Annotated in this window: 3 protein-coding genes; 1 reads left to right on the top strand and 2 read right to left on the bottom strand. The window is 32.8% G+C overall.

All coding sequences use genetic code 11. The annotated features are described in order from the left end of the window. The coding region (locus tag KDK16_RS03935; RefSeq protein WP_257274766.1) for a hypothetical protein at positions 1–314 on the top strand (314 nt) is incomplete at its 5' end. On the opposite strand, the gene KDK16_RS03930 is transcribed toward KDK16_RS03935, so the two are convergent. Together KDK16_RS03930 and KDK16_RS03925 are read right to left on the bottom strand one after the other, a co-directional pair. After that, a complete protein-coding gene (locus tag KDK16_RS03930; protein ID WP_257274765.1) occupies positions 304–1,461 on the bottom strand; it encodes a hypothetical protein in 1,158 nt (385 codons plus the stop codon). The genes KDK16_RS03935 and KDK16_RS03930 overlap by 11 nt on opposite strands. An 84-nt stretch (positions 1,462–1,545) precedes the next feature. Then, positions 1,546–1,927: hypothetical protein (locus KDK16_RS03925; protein ID WP_257274764.1), on the bottom strand; the 382-nt coding region annotated here is incomplete at its 5' end.

Raw genomic sequence — 1,927 nt, 5'->3', positions numbered from 1 at the left:
AACCTGACCCGAAGAAATTGACATATATTTCTATTAAATTAAAAACAAAGAACCCTAACATTAAAAACTTTAAAAAAGAATACATTAACCCCGCAATTAGACTTGGTATTCATGGTCAGATTAGAAAAGCTGGGGAAGAACTATTACAAATAAAAGCTTCAGGAAACTCAGGAAACATAAAAAAATTTACCAGACTTCTAAAAAACAAAAGTCACACCGATCTTTCTTGTCAAGAAACAGCACCTTTTGACTGCGTTTTGGGTTTCTATGTTTCAAAAACTGTAGATAATCCAGAACTACCATTTAACTTTTAGCTGTAGTGTGGGGCTGGGGGGCAGGTCTGGGTGGTATCTCAATCGTTTTGGCAATTTTATTTTTTAGAGTGCCTAGTGGTGTTTTTAAGTTGAAATACCAGTTGTTGATAGAGTTGGTTTCAACTTTTGTTGTATCTGGAAAATAAAAGTCTATTATGTCCTTATATATAAGACGAGCAGTACCAGAGAATGGATAAATATTAACACCAAGTTCTGCTGCTAGGTTTATTTCAAGAACTGTTGTGTTGGAAGTATCTGATTTTATATCTTCAGTCAAGATGTCTACACCTCCATGTTGTAAACCTGGGATGGAAGAAATAGCACGTATTGCAATAGCTTTGTGTTTTTCAGAGATAGAGTCTGTTACATCAATTGTATCTCCTCCAGCTGAAGCGTTAGATTTATTTCTTAAATAAAAGCATTTGCCGTTATCTAAAATGGTTTCTAAACTATATCCACTAGAATTTAATTTATCCTGTATTTCAGAATCTATATTTACCAACGAGTTTTTCAAGAATGGGTTTTTTTTTCTTTGAGAGTTTTTCTGAATAATTAGCTCGTTTATTGAATTTTTACCATTCCCTAAAATGTTTGCAGGTATTCTTCTAAGTGCAGAAACAACCTTATTACCTACTACATAAACACGGTAGTCATCACCCAATATATGTTTCTCAAGACAAATGTCCTCGCAGTTTAAATGGTTCACTAATAAGTTAAAGTTTTTTTTTAATTCATCTTCATTAGTAATAAATGGATATACCCCTTTACCTTTACTCCAACCATTTGCTTTTAAGCAAACGGGATATCCAAGTTTTTGAGCACATTGCAAAATGGTAGTTAAATTAATTTCTTGTTTAAAGTTATAACCTAGCGGTGTTGGGACATTATTGGCATCTAGATAGAGTTTTGTTTTGGTTTTGTTACTGCATATTTGGCTCGATTTTTTTGCTTCATCGGTCCCATCCAAGCGGCTGAGCTTGAAAGTAATAGATTTATCTGTGCTAGATAATATAAATTTCCAATCTTGGCCTATGGTAACTTGTAAGCCTCTTCTCCATGCTTCTAAAGCGACTAAAGCCCAAGCATTTGGTGAGATAGGATAGTGCTCAATGTCATTTCTGACAAAATTAAAAGAGGTGTTATGCAACTTCTATATCCTTAGTGTATATGAACTAATATATGAGGAGGTTCAGTGAATTGTTTGGTATAGGTTTTGTAAGGTATTTATTAGTTATTTTAAATTCAGTTCTTTTCTAATGACCTCTAAGGCCTGAATTTTACTCATTGGTGAGTGACCTTTATCACCATCATAGTATGTGTTTAGTGAAATTTTATTTTTTTCGAAACAGCTACTTTCTAATCCTTCAAGAAAAGGCAATAAATGATTATTCAAATGGAATTTGTCGGCAAGATTTTGATAGTAAGAAATTTCCGGCATGTTCTTGTGGTATTCGAACATGTGTAACAGTGATAGTCTATTAATATATTTTTTTTCTATTTCTTTATTTGGGATCCCTTTAAATGCTACATCTAAAAACTCGGCAACATGTTGCTTTCTATATCTTAGAATATTTGTTTGAGGATTGTTAACTATTGCTAATGAGTTTTTGAAC

It is taken from the genome of Endozoicomonas sp. SESOKO4 (assembly GCF_024606275.1).
Note: the sequence above shows the minus strand (reverse complement) of the source record. Positions and strands in the feature narration are given on the sequence as shown.